The organism is Geitlerinema sp. PCC 9228 (assembly GCF_001870905.1).
Lineage (GTDB): Bacteria > Cyanobacteriota > Cyanobacteriia > Cyanobacteriales > PCC-9228 > PCC-9228.
The window spans coordinates 1-21,744 of sequence record NZ_LNDC01000175.1; the positions used below are offsets into that span (position 1 = coordinate 1).

Sequence of the window (21,744 nt, forward strand, 5' to 3'; positions counted from 1 at the left end):
CGGAGTCTGCTACGAGACCAAGGCTGGACTAACCGAACGCAATCGACACGAATGTCAATTTTTGTCCAGTGATTGGGTTAGTCTACCGGGACCTTTTTGTGGGTCTACCTGCATCGGATTCGGTTTTAAATTCCCACCAAGGCATACAGTTTTTCAGCGACAAAAACCGTTGCTTTCTGAGTTACCGGCAGGCTGTCAACCACCATACCGGCACACAGCAGCATCATATAGAGTATCGAATATTTAAACAGCGATCGCGCCTGTTGTTTGTCCGTGGGTTGTTCTCGCAACGACCAAGCTTTTTTGAGGAAAATACCCCCCAAAGCAACAGCAAAACCAGCATACACCCAACCGGTGGCATGTAACGGATACACCAGCAACAGCGTCGCTGCAATGGTAATCCAGGTATACCACCAAATTTGCCGGGCTGTGGTTTCGCTACCCGAAATCACTGGTAGCATAGGGACATTCACTGTATGGTATTCGTCGCGAATGAGCAGTGCCAGGGCCCAAAAGTGAGGCGGTGTCCACAGAAACACAATGGCAAACAAGACCCAAGCCGACCAGCTTAACTCTCCGGTAACGGCAGCCCAACCCACCAAGGGAGGAATGGCACCGGCAGCGCCGCCAATGACGATATTTTGGGTGGTGTGGCGTTTCAACCAGTGGGTGTACACCAACACGTAGAATAAGATGCCCGTCATGGCTAAGCTAGCAGCCAGGAAATTGGCGAAAACGCTCAAAAGGGTAAAAGAAGCGATCGCTAAGGTAACGGCAAAAATGATGGCATCTCGGGGATTGACTTTACCGGCAGGCAACGGACGCCACCGGGTGCGTTCCATCTGGTAGTCAATATCGCGGTCGTACAGGCAGTTGATGGTATTGGCTGCCGCCGCTGCGAACCAACCACCCAGCAACGTCACCAGCAACAGCATGGGATCGACTTCACCGGAGGCAGCTACCCACATGCTGCCGGCGGTGGTAATCAACAGCAACAAAATAATCCGTGGTTTGGTAAGTTGGTAGTAACTTTTACAGACCTGAAAGATGTTTTGATGGTGTTTTTCGGCGGGAATGGATGGGATAAATTCTTGCATGGACATGAATGGCTATGGAATACAAGGAAACAGGACAAGAATGAAGTTATTGGGTGGCAGCTACTGGTGCGGTCAAGCGATCGCGGATGCCGTACACGGTAAAGGCAACCAAAACCCCTAGCAATGCTGCCCCCACGGATTGATGGGCAACGGTGAGAATTTCTACTTGTAAATGCAAGTGCAAGGTGGCAAAACCCAGGGCGATTTGAACCAACAGGAGTCCCACGCCCCAGCGGTTGAGCTGTCGCAAGCGGGCGGGTAAATTGGGACTTCGTACCGCCAAAATGCCCAACATCAGCACCGCAAGACTTGCCGGAAGGACGCCCATGAAATGGCTGTGCAAAACCCCACACAGTTGGGAAATTTGCAAGCACTGATGGGCCGCCCAACGCGATCCCACCAAAGCTCCCAACAAGCTTTGCAGGTAGACCAGTACGGCTGCGATCGCACTTATCCAGGTTAATCTACGAGGGGTTGCCGTTTCCGTATGTTTTTCATAAGGAGATAGTAGCAAAGCCATCACCAAAATGGTGCTGAAAAATAGCAAAGCCGTTCCCAAATGAGCGGTAACGATGTCGAAACGCAACATTTCCGTCACTGTCAGACCGCCGAGCAAACCTTGCAGGGAAATGGCTACCACGGCAGCGGTGGCCATCCACGGTACCCAGCCGGGTAAGTTTTGGCGATGCCACCAACTGCGTCCTGCCAGCCACAGGGTTCCTACCCCGATAATGGCAGCATCTAGGCGATGGAACCATTCTAGAAACACTTGCAGGTTCATGCGATCGACAGGTAACAGGGTGCCGTAGCATAAAGGCCAGTCCGGACAAGCCAAACCAGCGTTGGTGACGCGGGTGGCACTGCCAATCGCCATTAAAATAAAGGTCGCGATCGCTAATTTTACGGTTAGTTTTTGGATTTTTGCCGATACGGATGCCGTTTTTCCTGAATTGAGGGGCAAGTGATGGGTAACAGCGTCTGTCATAAGCGCAATTTATTCCGTCGTTGGCGAAACATTCCGAATTTCGCAGCCAGCCAATGCGCGATCGCATTTTTTATTCTGGGCGTGGTCTGTTTTTTCTATATTAATGAATCTAGTTAATCCTAGCCACTTTGGTAGCGATTGGAAAAATCTTTAACAGAAACTATAGATGAGTAGCATCGGACAAGGATGGCAATGAAAGCCCCACCTATAAAACCTAGTACAAGATAACATCCTATCAAACTGTTATCTAAAATACCAAGTAAATCTTTCCTCATATTGTTTTAACAAAATACCAACAAATTTTGCCTACATAATTTCCGAAAAGCACTAAAAAAGGGACTTCTCGTATAAATCGCTAATTAGTTGTTTTCATCTTGTGTCGCTAGTCAAACAAATATAGGCTACAATTCAGTGGTACAATTTTGCACATAAACCATAAAAATTTATGCTTAAATTTGTTTATCGCTTTATGGTTATTTTTAGATTTAAAAACAAAACGTGCCTTTGCCACCCTTGCCCAATAAAAAATCTAAAGATTGCATTGCAAATAGGTACATTCTAGCAATGCTGTATCAAAATTTTTGTGGGAAAATAAATAGCAGCCAGCAATTAGGACAGGGCAGGTGGGAGCGTCATTTGGCTGGCCATCGCGCCCAGAACCTTCATCGCATTTGTATGCGGCGATCGGTTTTGTTCCTAAGCAATAACTCAAAGAAGAGTTTAACAGTTAAAAGAGGTAAAAAGTGAATATTCCCAACTCAATCGTCACCCTAATTGCCGGTATTGTCCTAACGTTAATTAGTCTTTGGTACGGACAAAATCATGGTCTCATGCCCGTAGCGGCGTCAGAAGAAGCCCCCCTGGTGGATAGTTTGTTTAACGCCATGATGACCATTGCCACGGGGTTGTTCATCCTCGTGCAGGGAATTATTGTTATTGCCATCATCCGATTCCGCCGGCGTCGTGGCGACACCAGCGACGGTCCCCCCATTGACGGCAACTTATCCTTAGAAATCGTTTGGACCGCCATTCCCACCATCATGGTTTTAGCGATCGCGTTATATAGCTTTGAGATTTACAATGCTATGGGTGGTTTGGACTCAGCAGCCTCTGGTAGCGGTCGCAACAACCCAGAACTGGCACAAAAACCCGGTAGCGCGATCGCAGCACCCATGCCTAAAGAACGCGACGGAGAAGACCTAGCCGCCGGAGTAGGCGCTTCTCCCGGCAGAGAAGGATCGGCAGCCGACGTAGTTGTGGATGTCAAAGGCATGCAATACGCCTGGATTTTCACCTATCCCGACTCAGGAATTGTCGCCGGCGAACTGCACGTTCCCGCTGGCAAAGACATCAAACTCAACATCACCGCCAGCGACGTACTGCACGCCTTCTGGATTCCGCAATTCCGCATCAAACAAGATGCCATTCCCGGCAGTACCAACCAACTGCGATTCCATCCCCAAAAAATCGGCGACTATCCCATCATTTGCGCCGAACTGTGCGGTGCCTACCACGGCGTCATGAAAACCCGCATCATCGTCGAATCCCCCGAAGAATTTCAACAGTGGCGGCAAGAACGCATCGCCAGCAGCGAAACCGACAACAACCAACTATCCATGCTTGCACCATCTGAAAAAACGCCCTCGGATGCCGAGTATGCTAGCCGTTACGTAGAAGAAAAAATGGGAATCGACCAGCAGGTTCTTCAGCAATTGCACTAGTTGAATATGACACAAGCAACCACAACAGCAACCCAATCCATGGCGAACCAAGGGCACCATACCCCTTGGTGGAAATACTTTACCTTCAACACCGACCACAAAGTCATCGGCATTCAATACCTGGTGACCACCTTCATCTTCTATTTAATTGGCGGTGTGCTGGCAGGGGGGGTTCGCACCGAACTCGCCACCCCAGAAGTGGATTTTGTCAGCCGCGAAATTTACAATAGCCTCTTTACCCTGCACGGAACGATTATGATTTTCCTGTGGATCGTTCCCGCAGGCACCGGCGCTTTTGGCAATTATTTAATTCCCCTAATGATTGGGGCACGGGATATGGCTTTCCCCAGACTCAACGCGATCGCATTTTGGATGATTCCTCCCGGCGGCGCGTTGTTAATTGGTAGCTTTTTCGTAGAACCGCCGCAAGCAGGTTGGACCTCCTATCCCCCCTTGAGCGAAATTGCCAGCAACTCCGGGCAAATCATGTGGATTCTCAGCCTGCTAATTTTAGGAACCTCCTCCATTTTGGGGGCTGTGAATTTCCTCACCACCATTTTGAAAATGCGCACCCCGGGGATGACCTTGTACCAGATGCCACTGTTTTGCTGGTCTATGATTGCGGCTTCCATTTTGATTTTGATTTCTACCCCGGTGCTGGCAGGTGCGTTAATTCTGCTCATGTTCGACATCGTCGCCGGAACTGCCTTTTTCAATCCCACCGGTGGCGGCGACCCAGTGGTGTACCAGCACATGTTCTGGTTTTATTCCCATCCGGCGGTTTACATTATGATTTTGCCGGTATTTGGCATCATTTCCGACGTATTGCCAGTTCACGCCCGCAAACCCATTTTTGGTTATACCGCGATCGCTTATTCTAGCCTCGCCATTAGCTTTTTGGGATTGGTCGTGTGGGCACACCACATGTTCACCAGCGGTACCCCCGGATGGCTGCGGATGTTCTTTATGATTGCCACCATGATTATTGCCGTTCCCACCGGCATTAAAATCTTTAGCTGGGTTGCCACCGTCTGGGGCGGTAAAATCGAACTCAACAGCGCCATGCTCTTTAGCTTGGGCTTCGTCTCCATGTTCGTTATCGGCGGTCTGAGCGGCGTAATGGTGGCATCGGTACCCTTTGACATTCACGTTCACGATACCTACTTCGTGGTTGCCCACATTCACTACGTCTTGTTTGGTGGCAGCGTCTTCGGATTGTATGCGGGCATCTATCACTGGTTCCCGAAAATGACCGGTCGCAAGCTCAACGAACCCCTGGGCATTACCCACTTTGTCTTGAACTTTATCGGCTTTAACATGTGCTTTCTGCCCATGCACTGGCTGGGCTTGCAAGGAATGCCCCGCCGGGTAGCCGAGTACGACCCGCAATTTACCTTTGTCAACCAGATTTGTAGCGTTGGTTCGTTGCTGCTGGCCATTTCCACAGTGCCGTTTTTGATTAATGCCATTTGGAGTTGGATTGGTGGCAAACAAGTGGGTGCCAATCCCTGGAGAGCTTTGACTTTAGAATGGCAAACCGCTTCGCCACCGCCGGAAGAGAACTTTTTGGAAAATCCAGTATTGTGGTCTGGTCCTTACGATTACGGCATTGACAACGTTCACCGCGACAGCGACAAACCGGTGGAAGAGTTGCTATCGGAAGTTCAAGGAAACGCTCGTTAAGCTCTACACAAGGTTGACATAGGGAACCATAGGGGGTCTTTTCTTGGACCCCCCACAAAAGAAATTGCAAACGAGGATTGAGAAAGTTTATGCAAGGTTCTGTTAGTTCCAGCGAAAAAGAAGTACAATATGCGGCAGAAACTGCCGAAACTGGTCATGAGGAACATGGCGACCATCGAATTTTTGGGTTAATCCTGTTTTTGGTGGCAGAGTCGATGATTTTCCTGGGGTTGTTCGTCGCGTATTTAACATTCAAAGCGGTCAACCCCGAATGGCCGCCCGGTGGTACTCCGGAAATTGACTTGCTGCTGCCGGGAATCAACACTGTTATTTTGATTTCTAGCAGTTTTGTTATCCATAAAGGCGATACCGCTATCAAACGCCAAAGCAATGTTTCCCAACTGCGGTTGTGGTTTGGGGTTACTGCTTTGATGGGGATTGTGTTTTTGGGCGGTCAGGTATACGAATATTTCAGCAATGATTTCGGTCTGACGGATAATTTATTTACCAGTACATTTTACGTTTTGACTGGGTTTCACGGTTTGCACGTTTTGTTTGGTTTGTTGTTGATTGGTGGGGTTTTGGTGCGATCGCTAAAATCCGGCCATTACAATAGTGAAAGCCATTTTGGGGTAGAAGCCGCTGAAATCTACTGGCATTTCGTAGATGTTATCTGGATTATTCTGTTTATCTTGCTGTATTTGCTTTAGATTGAGAAAGGGCAAGTTGGGCAAGCATACCGGGGAAGTAGGGGTGGTTCGCGAACTGCCCCTACAGGAATGCCGAACTCTAACTACCAGGATGCCCCTTAATGCGATCGCTTAATTGCATAACAGTCTGATTGAGATTGATATCTTTTTTGATTGCTTGGGCAACTTTATCGCAACTATAAATGACCGTAGTATGGTCTTTTCCGCCAAAAGCATCGCCAATTTTGGGCAAACTTAACTCAGTATGTTGGCGCATCAAATACATCCCCACTTGTCGGGCTTGGCTAATTTCTCGCCGGCGGGAATTTCCTTTTAAATCTTCAATAGAAATACCAAAATAATCGGCAACCAACTGCATAATTTTTTCGGGCGAAATATCGATATTTTCCGTAGCTGGTTCTAAAACTGGAATGAGATTCTCTACCGTCATGGGCAAGCCGGAAATAGAAATATAAGCCACTGCCCTGGTTAACGCCCCTTCCAACTCCCGAATATTAGACGTATAGCGAGAAGCAATATATTCCAAAACTTCCCGGGGCAAACGCACGTTTTCGTATTCAGATTTTTTCTGCAAAATGGCAATGCGCGTTTCCAAATCCGGCGACTGAATATCGGCAATCAATCCCATGGAAAATCGCGAACAGAGGCGCTCTTGTAGCCGCGAAATTTGACTGGGGGGACGGTCGGATGCCAAAACCACTTGTTTGCCGGCTTCGTGGAGCGTATTAAATGTATGAAAAAATTCTTCTTGGGTATATTCTTTGCCTTCGATAAATTGAATATCATCTACCAGTAAAACATCTGCTGCTCGGTAGTGTTCCCGGAAGGTTTGCATGCTGTCTTGACGAATGGAGGCGATTAAATCGTTGGTAAATTGTTCGGTGGAAACGTAAAAAATTCTCGCCCCGGGGTCGATTTCCCGGCGATAGTGACCGATGGCTTGCATTAAATGGGTTTTGCCCAATCCCACGCCGCCGCAAAGAAACAAAGGGTTGAATTCGCGCCCGGGAGACTCTGCCACCGCCAGTGCCGCCGCATGAGCCATGCGATTGTTGGCACCGACGACGAAGCGGGAAAAGACATATTTGGGATTTAATTCGGTGGGTTGGTGTCTGCCTTGCGGTTTATCGAATCCCCTGCCCTGAACCTTGTCGAACAGTGATGGTGGTGGTGATATATCGGAAACGTTGGGATTGTTGGAGGTGGCGGCGACTTGCCGCTGCATTTCTAGGTCGATGGCTTCTCCGTCGGCAGTGGTGAAATAAATTTTTACAGAATAGCCCAAGATTTCTCGCACTGCATCTTGGATGGTGTGCAGGTAGTGTTTTTGCAGCCAGGTTTGGGCAAATGGATTGGGAGCACGAACCACCAGGCAATTGCCTTCAAATCGTTCGGCGGTGGTGGTTTGGATCCAGGTTTCAAAGGTAGGGCGGCTGAGTTGTTGTTGCAGGTGTTCCAGAACCTTTTCCCACAGCGTTCCTAAGGAGATATCCACGATTTTCCCCCCTGCCAACGACTGGCACGCAAAACTAGGATTATCAGTTTAATCAATTGTGGCAGACAATGACCACATGAGCAGGGAAGTAGCGATCGCGAATTTGGTCTCGATGGTTACGATCGGAAATCGCCCATTGCTAGTGCGCCTACTATAATGGCTATGGTGGGTAGGTATAGCGATCGCATTCTCGCATTAGGAATTTGCTATGAGTTCTTCATTTGCTGAAAAACCAACCAACCCAACGCCCCACCCCCAAACCAAATGGTGGCGTTGGCGAAATGCTTTCATCCTGATTCTGGCGGGAATCGGGTCGGTATCCTGCGCTCAAAGTTCTATTTCCCCCCAAGCGGAGTCGCAAACGCAACAGAACCAACCAACACAACAACCAACAACTGAAGCTTCTCCGAATTCACAAAAAGCTGATGTTAGAAACACGCCGCCGCTACCAAGTTCGGACAATCGCAATTTTATCGTCAATGCGGTAAACAGTGTGGGCAAAGCAGTGGTTCGCATTGATGCCACCCGCACTGTAACGCCGGATTTGCCAGAATTTTTCCAAGACCCCTTCTTTCGACGCTTTTTTGGCGAAAACTTACCCACTCCCAAACGCAAAGAAGAAGGCACAGGTTCCGGCTTTCTCATCAATCGCGATGGTTACCTACTCACCAACGCTCACGTAGTTAGAAATGCTACCGATGTAAGCGTCACCCTCAAGGATGGTCGTACCCTCAGTGGCAAAGTTGTGGGTGCCGATTCCGTTACTGATGTGGCAGTGGTTAAGGTAGATGGCGAAAATCTGCCTTCGGTGCAACTGGGCAATTCCGACGACATTCAACCCGGTCAGTGGGCGATCGCGATCGGCAATCCTTTAGGATTGGATAATACCGTTACTGTGGGCATTATCAGCGCCACGGGTCGTTCTAGCAGTGAAGTAGGTGTTCCCGACAAGCGGGTTGGTTTCATCCAAACCGATGCTGCCATTAACCCCGGCAATTCTGGCGGACCTCTCATCAACGGCGCTGGCGAGGTTATCGGCATGAACACGGCGATTATTCGCGGTGCACAAGGGTTGGGATTTGCCATTCCCATCAATACGGTCAAGCAAATTGCCGACGAACTGATTGCCACTGGCGAAGTCCAGCATCCTTTCATTGGTATTCGCATGATAACCATTGACGAAGAAATCCGCCAGCGGATTAACAGCGACCCCAACAGTCCTATTGAGGTCAATGTTAGCGAAGGGGTGCTGATTTTGGAAGTGGTTCCCAATTCGCCAGCGGCACAAGCGGGATTGCAGCCGGGGGATATTATTCAACAAATGGAAGGTCAAGCTATTGAAGGTGCGGAAAAAGTCCAGCAAATCGTCCAAAATACGGAAATTGGCGCTGATTTGTCTGTAGAAGTGCTGCGCGATGGTGAAACGGTCAACCTGACCTTACAGCCAGCACCTTTGCCGAGTCAAGAGTAGGTTTTGTTTGTGGGCAGGTTGGAAAAAATGGATTTGCCGATAGGAGATTGTTAAAAATGACATAAGGCATACAAACGGTCAAGGGAAGAATTTGCTAGCTTAGATGATATCGGGATCGATTCGTACCTGTTTCAGGAGGCAAATCCATGACCAACCAACCGCAAATTATCGAACTGGGCAATCCCATCCTACGAAAGACTGCCGAACCTATTAAAAATCTTGCCGAGCCCCAATTGCAAACCCTCATTGACTACCTCTTGGCTGCCGCAGAAACTCATAATGGTGTGGGTATTGCTGCGCCCCAAGTAGGTGTTTCCAAACGTTTGTTGTTGGTGGCCTCGCGCCCAACGTTACGCTATCCCAATGCTCCTTACATGCCTCCCACGCCTATGCTGAACCCACGCATTATCGCTCACTCCAACGAAACGGCAAAAGATTGGGAGGGGTGTTTGAGTGTTCCTGGTATTCGCGGTTTGGTGTCTCGCCATCGGGAAGTTGAAGTGGAGTACATCACCCGCAACGGCAAAACCAAGCGTCAGATATTTACCGATTTTGTGGCGCGGATTTTCCAACATGAGTACGACCACTTGGAAGGGAAGGTTTTCCTCGATCGGGTGGAAAGCAGTCTCGATTTAATGACAGAAAACGAATATCAAAAACAAGTTATCAGTAGCTTACCAACTCGCTAAAGGTGGAAACATATCATATTTTATGTTTTTTGTCAACCCTCCTAGATAGCCGGTAGTAGGGTGGGCATTGCCCACCCTACTAGACTTTTGACGCATTTAGCAGTATTTTCAGCTACTAGCCCAGGGCAGCAAAGTATTCTTTGGATTCGACGGGATCGGGTTTCATAGTTTTTTCACCAGGTTTCCAGCCAGCGGGGCAGACTTCATCGGGATTGGCTTGTACGTATTGGATAGCTTGTAGGGTCCGCAGCACTTCATCTACGTTGCGACCGAAGGCGAGGTTGTTGACGGTGGCGTGTTGGATGACGCCGTCTTTGTCGATGATGAACAAGCCACGCAGGGCAATGCCGGCTTCTGGATCGAGAACGTTGTAGCTGGCGCTAATTTCTTTTTTGATGTCGGAGATGAGAGGGTAGTTGAGGTCGCCGACACCACCGGATTTGCGGTCTTTTTGAATCCAGGCTAGGTGAGAAAATTCGCTGTCAACGGAGGCACCGAGAACTTCCGTGTTCAGCTGTTTGAATTCTTCGTAGCGATCGCTAAATGCGGTAATTTCGGTGGGGCAAACAAAGGTAAAATCTAGAGGATAGAAGAACAAGACAACATATTTGCCACGATAGTCAGACAGTTTGATGGTTTTGAACTCTTGGTCGACCACTGCAGTCGCGGAGAAATCAGGAGCTTGTTGGCCTACCCGAATGCAGTCTTGTGTCATGGTTTCTCTCCTTAACCGTAATCGTTCTGAATTTACACGATCGACTGGCTGTATTTTACACTCTCACAAATTCTATTCGTGAGATTCTCGCTTCGTTGGGTGTGCCGAGATGGATTCGCGAAAAGAGCTAGCCCCTCCCCGGCGATAGAGACCCTCGGCGAGCGTCTTTCCGCCCTGCTCGGACGTACTTGTAAATATCTGCTTCAAGAGCTAATATTTACGAACTGTTAAGAATATATCATACTCATTATGAGTTTGAGTAGAAAAAACCAAGATTGGGTATCGTTGCCTACTGCTGCAAACGTTCGATATTGTTCAATGCGGTTTCGTACAGTTGGGTATTGCCCTGCCGCCAGGCCAAATCCGCTGCTTGACGAAAATCCGCGATCGCTCCTTCTGCATTACCAGAGTTAGCCCGCACCAATCCCCGATTGTAGTAGACCACCGGGTCGTTGGGATCGAGCTGGATAGCTTGTTGGTAGTCCTTCATGGCTTGTTGGTACTCCTGTATTTGTGCCAAGGCCGCTCCCCGATTTACATAAGCTCTGGTCATTTTAGAATCAATTTGGATGGCACGGCTGTAGTCGTCAATCGCCTGTTGAAAATTATCCAAACGAGCGTGTACCACGCCGCGATTGTTGTAAGCCCTCGCAGAGTTGGGTTGTAGTTCTAACGCTCGGTCGTAATCTTGCAATGCCCCTTGCAAATCTCCCATTTCCGAACGTACCAAACCGCGATTGTTGTAAGCCCTTGCATAGTTGGCGTCGATTTGAATGGCTTGGCTGTAATCTTCTAAAGCTTCTCGGTTTTTTCCCAAACGGCGGTGGATCGTCCCCCGATTGACGTAGGTAACTGCATGTTTGGGATCGCGTTGCAGAACTTGGTTGTAGTCAGCGAGGGCTTGGTCGTATTCGCTACTGGTGGCGTAGGCAATGCCGCGATGGTAGTAGGCACGAATGCTGTCTGGGTTTTTCTCTAACACTTGGCTAAAATTCGCGATCGCTTTTTGGGGGTCTCCCAAGCGGAAATAGGCGATTCCCCGATACAAGTAAGCCTCGATAAGGGTTTCATCCTTTTGAATAGCTTCGGTCAAACGCGCGATCGCTTCTCGGTAGTTGCCGGCTTCGCTGAGTTTTTTGCCTTTGTCTAAGAACTCCTGGGCAGTTGGGGCATCCTCAGTGGATACATTTTCTGAATTTTCTGAATTTTCTGAGGTTTCCGTATTTTGTGCAACGATCGGTGGCGAAAGGTTTGCCCTAGCGGTGGCTAGATGGGGCAAAAAAGCGATCGCGGCTGCCATCCCCAATATCTGATAAAATTGTCTGGTACGTCGTTTCTGTTGGTTTTGCGTTGGTATCCCTGATGGTCTCATTGTGTTTCTTTTCATCCTTTCCGTGTCTAACATCTGATGCATTCTTAGCAATCCCCCTTGCGGTTTTGGCATCGAATTGAAAACGAGCCAGCCATAAAATCTGCTACTTCCTCTACGTAACGGGACTTTTCTGGATTTTCTATGCAGTTTTTCTAGAAAATAAAGCTTCTTCAAGCAGGAGGGAGACAAGCAAATCCCGCTATCCCTGCAACTGCTTTCTATGAAAAATAGAAAAGAATCAATCGAACTCGATTTATCAATACGGTCCTATACATCCAGTATAGATGAATGCGATCGCTATTATGTTTCCCAATTTAAAAAAATGTTAACGATTGTATCCAAATCAAATTTTAGAAATCAAACCAATAGACCGAAGTAGTATCTTTTTCTTATCCCAGCAATTGTATGTTTCAAACCAGAAAAACCGCCCAAAATGTAGGGGGGGGGAGAATTGATACCAAATCCGTACTGGTAAAACCCGAAAAATCCCCAGGCTAAGGCGAAAACTACAAGAAGTTTTCCCCTCCACCCACTCCACCCACTCCACCCACTCCACCCACTCCTCCCCCTCCACCCACTCCTCCCCCTCCTCCCACTCCTCCCCCTCCTCCCACTCCTCCCACTCCTCTATTTCTAAATCAATTTACTACATCAGATTTAGTATGACCCACCGGCGTTGGCACTTGTTCGCCAATCCACTGCAAATAAGCAGGCAATCCCTTCGTAACCGGCAAAGCAATAATTTCCGGCACATCGTAAGAATGCAACTCGCGAATCTTCGCCTCCAACGCCTGATATGCATTCAAATCGGTTTTGATAACCAACTGCCATTCATCCTCAGAATTCACCTCCCCCTGCCAGGTATAAACCGAGTGGATGGCAAACATACCAATACAAGCCGCCAGTTTCGCAGCAACCAACCCCTTCGCAATATAGTCGGCTTCATCGCGGGAACCGGCAGTAACCAATACAACACCGTATTGTGGCTGTTCGGAACTCATATTGTACCTCTGCTAGAAACGACAACTTCTCCGTTTATTGTTTCCCAAACGAGAAACCTATGACAAGCCGGGGCAAATCGCCAATTCCCCGCATCGAAAATTCCCCATCCGTAGGAGAATCTGGCATGGTTGTCCAAATTATCGGGCAATATGTGGCGAAAGTAACACGAACGAAAAGCTAAAAATGTAACAATTGAAAAGGTTTTTAGGATTTCTTAAGACTATTTGTAACCCGATATGGATATTCTCACGCTATTTGGGATTGGTTTTGTTGCCTGGCTGTTCAGTACCTTGGCTGGTGGCGGTAGCCCCTTAATTTTAATCCCCATTATTAACTTTTCTTTAGGGGCATCGGCCGTTGCCCCCACCATCACCGTCGGCATGTTGTTCGGCAATTTGCAGCGGGTTCTCTGGTTTTGGCGGTCCATCGATTGGTCGCTCACCAGTTGGTATTTACCAGGCGCGATCGCAGGAGCTGTCTTAGGTTCTTACACCTTAACGCAGTTGAACCTGGAATGGCTGCAAATCCTGATGGGGATATTTCTGTTAGTTATGGTCGTGGCTTTGGTCTGGCGGCAGCAGTTACAAAATCCCACCCCCACCCAACCCTGGCAGTTTTTGCCCTTGGGATTTTTGTATGCCTTTGTTTCCGGGTTAATTGGCAGCAGTGGTCCGGTTATGAACGGATTTTACCTTAATTACGGCTTGACCAAAGAAACCATGATTGCCACCAAATCTACCCACGTTCTGGTGGTGCACATCGCCAAAATTCTTGCTTACGTATCCCTGGGAACGCTGACACCGTTGCATTGGGGATATGGTATCATTATTGGTTTGTCGGCCATTCCCGCCAATTGGATCGGTCAGTATATCTTCCAAAAAATGAACGATCGCCAGTTTCGCCAGTTAGTATTGGCAACCATGGCTGTGAGTGGCGTGGTTATGCTGTGGCAGGAACGAGATGTCTTTTGGGGCATGACTTTGTGGCTGGCATTCTAACGTTTGCGATACCAATGGGCTAACTTCGTTGGTGAGATGCCCAAGAAATAGCCCAAAATCATCACTTGGTTGATGGCAGTGGTTCGCAAAACGCCCAAACGCTGCCATCGACGGGCAGAAGTACGCACGGATTCCGGTACAATGTAAGCTTTGCCAAGTTTTCGCAAGCGGCGTACAAACACAAAATCTTCCATAATGGGGAGTTCTTCGGGAAATCCCCCCAAATCTTGAAAACGATCGCTTTTGAAAAATAATGCTTGGTCGCCATAGGGAAGTTGTAACCAATGCGATCGCCATTTTACTCCCCATTCCACCCATCGCAGTTGGGGAAAACCCGTTTGGCGGGTTCTGTCAGATTCTTCCCAGCCAATGGCTAACTCAAATGCCCCCACAGCAAAATTGGGTTTGCGAACGGTACGGCGTATCCAGCGGTCGTATCCCGGCGGCAGGAGGGTATCCGCATGTAAAAACAGTAAAATATCGCCGGTGGCTGCCCTTGCCCCTGCATTCATTTGTTTGGCTTTGCCGCGATCGCTTTTTATTACCCGTACGCCCAAATCCTCTGCTTTCGCCACGCTGCCATCTTCGCTGCCGCTATCCACCACCAGGATTTCCACATTTTCTCCGGTTTGGGCGTTGGCAAGGGTGGCAGTAATGGTATCCGCTTCGTTCAGCATGGGAATAATAACGGAAATTTTCTCTTGGGTGAGGGCATCTTCCCACAGATGTAAATCTTCCGGACGGTCTATGTCTCCTTTTGGGGAAAGTAAGTGGTAGGATAAATTGAAATTGTCGGCAATGTCTAAGGTTTCCTGTCTGACAAACTCGCTGCCCCAAGTAATACCTTGGAATAGTTGCGGGTAAAACTGACGCAAGCCGATTAAATAGTAACCGCCATCCCAGGCTGGACCCAGAACCAAATCGGAATTTTGCAGATTTTCCCAAGTATGGATAATATCGCGATCGCTTAAATGGGGGCAATCAATCCCCACCGTTACCACTCGTTGGTATCCTTCCCGAAACGCCGTTTGAAATGCCCTAGCCATGCGATCGCCCAAATCGCCATTTCCTTGAGGTCGATAAGAAAATTGGTTACCCAACCACCGCCGCATCTGCCGGAGACTGCCGCCAGCAAAGCGAATTTCAATATCGACAGGCAACTGGGAAGTAACGCGGGTTAGAATATCGACGGTTCGTTCGGTCATTTGGGTTTGCAAATCCGCCGCCCCAATTTCCCCCAATGTGGGAATCAGGCGGGTTTTGGTTTGACCAGGCAGGGGATAGCGGGTAAAAACAATTAGGCGATCCATGAACCTTCTTGGCAGTTGTGTGTACGGGAAATCGACATCCTGGTTTCTATTATTAAAGCAATTGCCCATGTCAGGGTGAAGAAAACGCGATCGCAGGGTTAAAAATCCATGAGATTTTCCCCAAAAAAACCTATTTGCAGCTAATTTAGCAGTTATCCCCAAATCTGGAAATATCTTTCAAAATTTCTCTCCACCCCCTCCACCCCCTCCTCCCACTCCACCCCCTCCTCCCACTCCTCCCCCTCCTCCCACTAAAATGGGAAAGAAGCCATGCTGGCACAATCCAAAATGTCTTTAAAACTCGCCCTCATCACGATAGCTATTTTGCTGGGAATCGCGATCGCAATGGAACTGGGATTGCGGTTGTTGTTTGGATTTGGCAATCCGCCTTTGTATGTGGCAGATGAAGAGGTTGGCTATTTGCTAGCGCCGAATCAAAATTTGCGTCGTATGGGCAATCGCATCCAAATTAATGAATATTCTATGCGCAATGGTGCGATCGCGGCGACGCCAGAGGCGGATACCTATCGCATTCTTATGGTTGGCGATTCGATTCTCAATGGAAATTGGTGGACCAGTCAAAATAATACGCTAACGGAAGTTTTGCAGAGGCAGTTGCAGCCGGAGGTGTTTTCCCGGCAGCGGGTGGAGGTGTTGAACGCTTCGGCGAATTCTTGGGGTCCGCGCAATGAGGTGGCATATATCCGCAAATTTGGGACGTTTGATGCGCAAGTGGTGTTTTTGCTGCTGAATACGGACGATTTGTTTGCCAAAGCGCCTTTTTCGGGGGTGGTGGGAAGCGATCGCAACTATCCCAACCAAAAGCCACCGTTGGCGATGGTGGAGGTGTGGCAGTTGTTGGTGTCGCCGCCGACTTCGGTTCTAATACCGGAGGAATCGGGCGATCGCGTGGGCAATAATTTAGAGGCGATGGAGGAGGCAAAAGCGATCGCGCAGCAAAACAACGCCGAGTTTTGGATAGCCATGACGCCTTTGCTGCGGGAAATCGGCGAACCAGGTCCGCGAGATTACGAACTACGCGCCAGGAAGCGTTTGCAGGAGTTTGCTGAGAAACACGAGATTCCCTACATCGATTTTTTACCGATTTTCAATGCTGCTAGTTCTCCAGAAGAATTGTACCGCGACCACATCCATTTAAGTCCTGCGGGGAATAAATTGGTGAGCGAGGTTTTGGCAAGGAAGCTACAGTCGGGTGGCGGCAGCTAGGCTATTGGCGATCGGTCAAGTATTGCGTTTTGTTAAGAAACTTGTAGCAAACCTGGGAGGCGATGGAGGTTGCCATCCAGGTGGGGGTTGGTGTGGAGCGATGTAACGAAATGTAAATTTGTACCAACAGTCCGACGCGAAGAGCAAGGGAGAGATAGAAAGAGCAGGCAAGAGCAAGGCGGAGATGGCAGGGATTTTCTTCCTTGACTTCTGCAGAAAATTAGACTATATTATTTCTAACGCTGGATATTCCAAGTTTTGTCTGGCGGACTGGTATCTTGTAAATTTTTGCAAAGGACTACCTACGTGGTCTGGCGCAACTGGACCTTGAAAACCAAATACAGAGCGCGTTTCCTAGGGGTAGGGTCATTTCCTATCTATTCCCCGCAAGGGGACGGAAACGCTCTAAGGCTTCTTCGATTTGCTCCTTATATTGGACAAGGGGTCATTTCCTATCTATTCCCCGCAAGGGGACGGAAACGTCTTTAAAGCTCTACTGATTCTCGACAGTTCGTTCGTAGTCATTTCCTATCTATTCCCCGCAAGGGGACGGAAACTACAACAACAAACTTTATGTTGCCTGCCGTCATTCTAGTCATTTCCTATCTATTCCCCGCAAGGGGACGGAAACTTCGTCTTTTTCGTCTTCTGGGTTCCAAAAAGAGTGAATCGTCATTTCCTATCTATTCCCCGCAAGGGGACGGAAACTTTGTTTGGTAGGTGGGAACATCACTTCCTTCCCCAATAGTCATTTCCTATCTATTCCCCGCAAGGGGACGGAAACGGGAAATTGGAATTAATTCTATTCCTTGGAGTTGTGTCATTTCCTATCTATTCCCCGCAAGGGGACGGAAACTGATTAGATCAGGTAGAAGCAGAATTTATGTCCTGTGTCATTTCCTATCTATTCCCCGCAAGGGGACGGAAACGAGGGCGGCGTAGTAGCTTGCAATTATGATATTTATTGCGTCATTTCCTATCTATTCCCCGCAAGGGGACGGAAACCCATTGTCGGTTACCAGCATTGGGGATATCTCTGCCCCTTGTCATTTCCTATCTATTCCCCGCAAGGGGACGGAAACTATGTGTTATCCCGCACGTATATTATTTTCTTAGCTCCTACGGTCATTTCCTATCTATTCCCCGCAAGGGGACGGAAACTAGGATTCAAAGTCCGAAGGAGGTTCGACCTCAGTTTTTGCCATGGTCATTTCCTATCTATTCCCCGCAAGGGGACGGAAACTGGCGTTCGCTCGGGCCGCTTAGAAAATTATCCAGTCATTTCCTATCTATTCCCCGCAAGGGGACGGAAACGGAATTTTTCGTCTTCCGGATCGTCGTTAAAACGTCATTTCCTATCTATTCCCCGCAAGGGGACGGAAACTAGAATAGTCTTGTTGCATGATAGCTCCTTCAAAGCAAGGTCATTTCCTATCTATTCCCCGCAAAGGGACGGAAACCACTTGCTTTCGATTGCAGAAAGGCAAATCCCTAATGTCATTTCCTATCTATTCCCCGCAAGGGGACGGAAACAGCGGTGCCCCGTGTCCGTCTCGAACAGAAACAGGGGTCATTTCCTATCTATTCCCCGCAAGGGGACGGAAACCTACCAAGTCCCGATAGGGCTCCTCGGAATATTTGGTTTTTCCAGGTCATTTCCTATCTATTCCCCGCAAGGGGACGGAAACAGATGCTATTTTGACGGCTAAGCTGGGGTTGACAAATAGTCATTTCCTATCTATTCCCCGCAAGGGGACGGAAACAACGCCAAATCGCAAATCCTTGACAACAAAACCAACTTGTAACCGCATCCATAAAAAAAACGAGCCGGAAACGACTCGTGGGAAAATTGAGAAAATCTTTCCATCGTTTTTGGGAACAACCAACTTCCTATTGACACACTCACAAAGAAAATTCGTGAGATTCTCGCTTCATTGGGTATGCCTAGATGGATTCGCTATAAGCTAGCCTATCCCCGGCGCACAGGGACCCTCGACGAGCATTTTTCCGTCCTATTTCATCCCTGCTTTAAAAAGTCAGGACTTTCAAGCTCCCGTCTTTTTTCGTAAAAAGCCGAAAATCCCTGAACTCTAGAAACCTAACTCCTCTAAGAAAGCAGCCATACTGCTGAAAAGTTCCTCGCTTTCCATAGAGAACAACTGTTGGAAAAACGAAAGACCAGCATCGCCGCCAACGTCATCAAACGACATGTCGTCGCTTTCCCCTTCACCAGCATCGCCACCACCGTTGGTGACAAAATCTTCCTCAGACTCGCCTTCTTCCTCTTCGCCAAATTCGCTTTCGCCAGTGATAGGATCGGTGGTTTCCTCTTCTCCTTCACCGTCATCTCCAGAATCAGCCATAGCTTCATCTATATTCTCCTCGGAAAACTCGCCTTCGTCGGGGATACCATCGCCACCATCCTCTTCATCGGTGATGGGTTCTTGTTCTTGCACCACTTCCGGTTCTTCGCCGAAAAGCGTGCGATACATAATCCGATAAATATCCGTATTGTCAACCGTAGAAGGCAACGTTTCCGAATTCATACCGAAGGTCTTGGCAACAATACCACCGCTGACATCGCCGCCGGAAGCATAGCTGACGCCAAATTGGAAATTGTCGCCATCGGCATCTGGCGCTCCCGTGGTGAAAGGCGCGGTATCGGCACCGGTTTGACCGTCGAAGGGAATTTCAATGGCACTGCTGCGAGAAACTTCCGGTTGTACCCCATAGGTTCCTGTGGTTGCACCGGAAACATCATCCACTTCCAAACCGCTGGCATCGCTGTCGGCGGCGGTGACCAATAAGGTATTGGGGTCTTGGTTGCGGATGAAATCTTGGGCGACGCCAATGGCTTTGTCGGCGCGAATGGCGGCTTCAATACCACCGCCGGCGTTGTTGTCGTTGTTGAAGTTATCGGTGGCTTCTTCTTCGGCAACCAACATGAAACCATCCGGGTCTTGGGAAAGAATAGATAGTCCCACTTCTGTCATTTCGGCAACTGTGGGAGGATTGGGGTTGATGGGAGGCTGACCGTAATAAATTAAATCGCCGTTTTCTTCTACGAATCCTTGCCGGCGCAGTTCGTCTTCAAATTCGTCGTTGTAGGTATCCTGGGCAGCAAAAATCCCCAACAACTTGTCGGTTTCTTCTGGATCGACGTTTAGCAACTGTTCGCGGGTATAGACGACGGTATACCCCATGGCTTGCGCTTCTTCAATAAGGTTGCGACCATCTTCGCGGGTGCCTTCTTCGCCGAAAACGCCAATTTCTCCTTCGGGTAGATAGTCGGTTTCGCCACCGCCGAGAATCACTTCCGCACCGGATTCCAGAATTTCGGCGGTGATTTCTTCGGTTTGACCGCGATTTTCTACGTCGGCAAGAAATACACCGGAACCTGGTTCGGCAATAAAGCCAGAGTTGATAATTCCTACGGCTTTGCCGGCTTCCTGGGCTTCTTCCATGATGGTGGTGCCTTCTTTGCCGGAGAGGGAGGTGAGGGGATTGCCTTCTGCATCCAAGCCGTAGCTGCCGGCGAAGGGTTTGATCCCATAAGCGTGAACCACGGCACCGCCGTTGGAAGTGCTGGTGATGCGGTCGTCCATGTGACCCAAGTATACGCCAGCGTCGGTCATTTGATCCCAGTTGAGGCGACCGTCGGTACCTACGGTGTTGAAACGAGCGGCGGCGTAGTGGGAAGGACTGGTGCCGTCGGGGTGGATGAAGATAACGTTGCCGGTGTCTTCGGTGGCTGCGGGGGGTGCTTCTATGGCAAGGTCATCGGGTACGCCTGCTGGGGGATCGAGTTCCACTTCAAACAGGGTTTCGTACATGAGCCGGTAAATTCCTGTGTTGTCTACGGTGGAAGACAGTTGGTCGGCGTTGAGACCGTAGGCTTTGGAAACGATGCTGCCGGCAAAGTCGTTCAAACCTGCCCAGGTGACGCCAAATTCAAAGATATCGCCGTTGGCATCTGGCGCGCCGGTGACAAAAGGAGCGGTGTTGTTGCCGGTTTGACCGTCGCGGGGGAATGTAAATTCGGCTTTGTTGCTGTTTTCGTCGAGGAAGGTTTGTACGCCTTCGTTGGGAACGGTACCGTCTTCTTCCGCGGAAACGTCGTCTACTTCCAAACCACCAGCGGCACTGTCGGCGGCGGTAATGACGAGGGTGTTGGGGTTGATGTTATCTACGAAGTCTTTGGCGACACCAATGGCTTCGTCGGCTCGCAATACGGCATCTAGTACGCCGGCGGCATTGTTGTTGTTGCCGAAGTTGTCGGTGGCTTCTTCTTCTGCGACGACGAGGAAACCATTTTCTGCTTCCTGGAATTTATCCAAGCTGAGGGTGGCTGCCATCATTTCTGCGATGGTAGGCGGGTTGGGGTTTGTGGGGAGTTGCCCGTAAGTGATGAGTTCGCCGTTTTCGGCCACCAAGCCTTGTTCGATTAAGGAACCTTCGGTGGTGTCGTTGTAGGTGTCTTCGGCGGCGAAGATGCCCAAGACTTTTTCGGTATTGGTGGGTAGTTCTTCTAGTTGGTCTCGGGTGTAGACGACTTCGTAGCCCATGGCTTTGGCTTCTTGGATGAGGTTGCGCCCGTCTTCGCGGGTGCCTTCTTCACCAAAGAAACCAACGGTGCCAATGGGGAGGTAGTCGGTTTCGCCGGCACCCAGGATAACGTCAACGCCGGATTCGAGGATTTGGGCGGTGATTTCTTCGGTTTCTCCCCGATTGATGGCGTCGGCTAGAAATACGCCGGTTCCGGGTTCGGCGATGAAGCCGGATTGAATTACGGCGGTGGGTTTGTCAGCTGCGATCGCTTCTTCCATAATGGTGGAACCGGATTCTGCCCCTTCTACGAGTTGGCCTTGCAACTCGGACAAGGATTTGTAGGGCTCTCCGTTTTCATCAAAGCCGTAACTTGGGGCTACGGGCTTAATTCCGTAAGCGTGGGCTACGGCACCGGCGTTGGAAGTCGCGGTAATGCGATCGTCCATGTGACCGAGGTAGACGCTGGCCTCTTCCATTTCGTCCCAATGGAGACGGCCGTCGGGACCTTGGGTCACAAGACGACCTAGGGTGTAATGGGAGGGGTCAGTCCCATCAGGGTGAATAAAGATAACGTTATTGCCTGCCATGGTTGCCTTTGGTTTCAATCAGAACAACCTTATTTTTCGTTGGGTGAATTAAGGAAAGTTTATTAAAAGATGTAGTTTGAGTTAAAAAAATAACAAGTTTTCTTTAAATTTTGTTTGATGAAATTACTTATAAG

The 21,744-nt window shown here is 49.1% G+C and carries 15 protein-coding genes and 1 CRISPR repeat array; of the genes, 7 read left to right on the forward strand and 8 right to left on the reverse strand.

Annotated elements, in window-relative coordinates:
* Positions 1–125: 125 nt before the first annotated feature.
* Positions 126–1,097 carry a heme o synthase gene (locus tag AS151_RS18535; protein WP_071518585.1) on the reverse strand — a complete coding sequence of 324 codons (972 nt, stop codon included), beginning with the start codon at positions 1,095–1,097 and terminating at the stop codon, positions 126–128.
* 46 nt (positions 1,098–1,143) lie between these two features.
* Positions 1,144–2,082: a heme A synthase gene (locus AS151_RS18540; RefSeq protein WP_071518562.1), complete on the reverse strand. Its 939-nt coding sequence runs from the start codon at positions 2,080–2,082 to the stop codon at positions 1,144–1,146.
* Between the two features lie 743 nt (positions 2,083–2,825).
* Here AS151_RS18540 and AS151_RS18545 point away from each other — a divergent pair.
* The 3 genes from AS151_RS18545 (at position 2,826) to AS151_RS18555 (ending at position 6,196) form a co-directional block, all read left to right on the forward strand.
* Complete coding sequence (locus tag AS151_RS18545) at positions 2,826–3,803, forward strand: cytochrome c oxidase subunit II (protein ID WP_071518563.1); 978 nt, start codon at positions 2,826–2,828, stop codon at positions 3,801–3,803.
* 39 nt (positions 3,804–3,842) lie between these two features.
* Positions 3,843–5,486: a cytochrome c oxidase subunit I gene (ctaD, locus tag AS151_RS18550; protein WP_343327445.1), complete on the forward strand. Its 1,644-nt coding sequence runs from the start codon at positions 3,843–3,845 to the stop codon at positions 5,484–5,486.
* Between the two features lie 89 nt (positions 5,487–5,575).
* On the forward strand, positions 5,576–6,196 hold the full coding sequence (locus AS151_RS18555) for a heme-copper oxidase subunit III (protein ID WP_071518565.1): 621 nt from the start codon (positions 5,576–5,578) through the stop codon (positions 6,194–6,196).
* A 79-nt stretch (positions 6,197–6,275) separates the two neighbouring features.
* Here AS151_RS18555 and dnaA read toward each other — a convergent pair whose 3' ends face one another.
* The gene (gene dnaA / locus AS151_RS18560) at positions 6,276–7,691 is read right to left on the reverse strand and encodes a chromosomal replication initiator protein DnaA (RefSeq protein ID WP_071518566.1); all 1,416 of its coding nucleotides are present in this window, start codon (positions 7,689–7,691) and stop codon (positions 6,276–6,278) included.
* 208 nt (positions 7,692–7,899) lie between these two features.
* On the opposite strand from dnaA, the gene AS151_RS18565 reads away from it, so the two are divergent.
* Both AS151_RS18565 and def read left to right on the forward strand, forming a co-directional pair.
* Positions 7,900–9,162, forward strand: a complete 1,263-nt coding sequence (locus AS151_RS18565) for an HhoA/HhoB/HtrA family serine endopeptidase (RefSeq protein ID WP_071518567.1) — start codon at positions 7,900–7,902, stop codon at positions 9,160–9,162.
* Positions 9,163–9,308: 146 nt separating this feature from the next.
* Positions 9,309–9,851: a peptide deformylase gene (gene def / locus AS151_RS18570; RefSeq protein WP_071518568.1), complete on the forward strand. Its 543-nt coding sequence runs from the start codon at positions 9,309–9,311 to the stop codon at positions 9,849–9,851.
* Positions 9,852–9,966: 115 nt separating this feature from the next.
* Here the strand turns inward: def and AS151_RS18575 are convergent, their stop codons facing one another.
* The 3 genes from AS151_RS18575 to cutA form a co-directional block, all read right to left on the reverse strand.
* On the reverse strand, positions 9,967–10,566 hold the full coding sequence (locus tag AS151_RS18575; protein WP_071518569.1) for a peroxiredoxin: 600 nt from the start codon (positions 10,564–10,566) through the stop codon (positions 9,967–9,969).
* Between the two features lie 289 nt (positions 10,567–10,855).
* On the reverse strand, positions 10,856–11,938 hold the full coding sequence (locus tag AS151_RS18580) for a tetratricopeptide repeat protein (RefSeq protein ID WP_170861450.1): 1,083 nt from the start codon (positions 11,936–11,938) through the stop codon (positions 10,856–10,858).
* Positions 11,939–12,576: 638 nt separating this feature from the next.
* A complete protein-coding gene (gene cutA, locus AS151_RS18585; RefSeq protein ID WP_071518571.1) occupies positions 12,577–12,939 on the reverse strand; it encodes a divalent-cation tolerance protein CutA in 363 nt (120 codons plus the stop codon).
* Positions 12,940–13,176: 237 nt separating this feature from the next.
* Here cutA and AS151_RS18590 point away from each other — a divergent pair, with 237 nt between their 5' ends.
* Entirely contained in the window at positions 13,177–13,938 is a 762-nt protein-coding gene (locus tag AS151_RS18590; RefSeq protein WP_071518572.1) for a sulfite exporter TauE/SafE family protein, read from the forward strand.
* Here AS151_RS18590 and AS151_RS23270 read toward each other — a convergent pair.
* Positions 13,935–15,248 carry a TIGR04283 family arsenosugar biosynthesis glycosyltransferase gene (locus tag AS151_RS23270; RefSeq protein WP_071518573.1) on the reverse strand — a complete coding sequence of 438 codons (1,314 nt, stop codon included), beginning with the start codon at positions 15,246–15,248 and terminating at the stop codon, positions 13,935–13,937. The genes AS151_RS18590 and AS151_RS23270 overlap by 4 nt on opposite strands.
* A 270-nt stretch (positions 15,249–15,518) precedes the next feature.
* On the opposite strand from AS151_RS23270, the gene AS151_RS18600 reads away from it, so the two are divergent.
* Positions 15,519–16,475: an SGNH/GDSL hydrolase family protein gene (locus AS151_RS18600; RefSeq protein WP_084639742.1), complete on the forward strand. Its 957-nt coding sequence runs from the start codon at positions 15,519–15,521 to the stop codon at positions 16,473–16,475.
* 365 nt (positions 16,476–16,840) lie between these two features.
* A CRISPR array of direct repeats spans positions 16,841–18,238; the repeat unit is 37 nt; unit sequence GTCATTTCCTATCTATTCCCCGCAAGGGGACGGAAAC.
* A 327-nt stretch (positions 18,239–18,565) separates the two neighbouring features.
* Here the strand turns inward: AS151_RS18600 and AS151_RS18610 are convergent.
* The gene (locus AS151_RS18610) at positions 18,566–21,610 is read right to left on the reverse strand and encodes an alkaline phosphatase (RefSeq protein WP_084639744.1); all 3,045 of its coding nucleotides are present in this window, start codon (positions 21,608–21,610) and stop codon (positions 18,566–18,568) included.
* Positions 21,611–21,744: the final 134 nt, after the last annotated feature.